This window comes from Cereibacter changlensis JA139 (assembly GCF_003034985.1).
Taxonomy (GTDB): Bacteria; Pseudomonadota; Alphaproteobacteria; order Rhodobacterales; family Rhodobacteraceae; genus Cereibacter; species Cereibacter changlensis.
Window position 1 is genome coordinate 1 of record NZ_PZKG01000351.1, and the last position, 1,221, is coordinate 1,221.

Annotated in this window: 3 protein-coding genes; all 3 read left to right on the plus strand. The window is 64.6% G+C overall.

Annotated features, from left to right (window positions below):
- On the plus strand, window positions 1–352 hold a 352-nt coding region (gene repC / locus C5F48_RS23975; protein ID WP_258186586.1), incomplete at its 5' end, for a replication initiation protein RepC.
- Between the two features lie 343 nt (window positions 353–695).
- Window positions 696–923, plus strand: a complete 228-nt coding sequence (locus tag C5F48_RS23980; protein ID WP_107666150.1) for a helix-turn-helix domain-containing protein — start codon at window positions 696–698, stop codon at window positions 921–923.
- Window positions 923–1,221 (plus strand): cation:proton antiporter domain-containing protein (locus C5F48_RS23985; RefSeq protein ID WP_258186587.1); only part of this gene is annotated, 299 nt, incomplete at its 3' end. The genes C5F48_RS23980 and C5F48_RS23985, both read left to right, overlap by 1 nt.

Genomic DNA, 1,221 nt, shown 5'->3' on the forward strand with positions numbered 1-1,221 from the left:
CTTCAAGCCAAGGCAGGTTTATGCGGCCTGTTCCGACAACATGCGGCTCTACCTCGATACGGTGAAGGGGGATCGAGCCCTGCCTGACGCACTCGACTTCATCCGCGCGGCCGAGTTGATGCTGCGAGAGCTGGGCATCAATCAGTCAGCCTGGGACGATGCCTGCAACGCCATGGGGCCAATTGAAGCGGCGCTGTCGGTGATCGTCATCGACGCCGGCCAGTATCGCTCCTCGAGGCCGATCCACTCGCCAGGAGGCGCGCTGCGCGCCTTCACCCGCAGGCACAAGGCAGGCCAGTTGAACCTCACCGGCAGCATCATCGGGATGATTGAGCGGAGCCGTGAGAAGTGACTCGCCCGGACGCCCGTGCTGCGTCGTGGCTCGCCGCAGCGTCACTGCCGATCCTCGCCACGATCACCGACCTTGCCTAGTCGGTGCGTAAGTTGGTCTTGGCCGCCGGCATCCTGGAAGACTGCATCACCGCCTTTGTCTTCCAGATTCCGCCTTTAGCGCTGCGGCGCAGTGCAGAGACTCGCCAAAGACGCCGCGTCGCTCGCGCTTTGCATGCGGGCCGCAGGTCTGACCGCGGCCCCGCGCCACCAATCGGGTCTACGGGCGCGCGGGATTGATGCAAGTCAATCAAAGGCGACAACCCTGCGCTATTCTCGACAAAACCAGGGCAGAAGCAGGGAACATGCCACAGGATCAGTATCAGACCGTCAAGGAGGTCGCCGACCGCCTGAAAGTCGCCGAGGCGACCGTGCGTCACTGGATCAAGGCCGGCGATCTGCGCGCCATCGACATCGGCAAGGGCTGGCGCATCGCCAACACTGATTTGCGGGCGTTTCTGTCGACCCATCAGACCGCGCCACAAAGGCAGGGCGTCGGTTTGGCCGCGCAACCGGCCGGGGCGCAGGCATAGTGGCGGACCTGACCCCTTTTGCCGAAGTGGCCCTGCTTCTGGTGATGGCTGCCGGCATCGGGCTCGTCGGCGCGCTGACGCGGCAGCCGCTGATCGTCAGCTTCATCGCCGTCGGCTTGGTAGCGGGGCCCTCGGCGCTGGATGTCGTCCGGTCGGATGCGCAGATCGACCTGTTGTCGGAACTCGGGATCGCCGTGCTCCTGTTCCTGGTCGGCATCAAGCTCGACGTGAAACTGATCCGGTCGCTGGGGGTGGTGTCGGTGACGACCGGGCTCGGGCAGGTCATCTTCACGGCTTT

Coding starts and splice junctions, on each gene's coding strand:
- C5F48_RS23980 (WP_107666150.1), top strand. CDS start 696: ATGCCACAGGATCAGTATCAGACCGTCAAGGAGGTCGCCGACCGCCTG.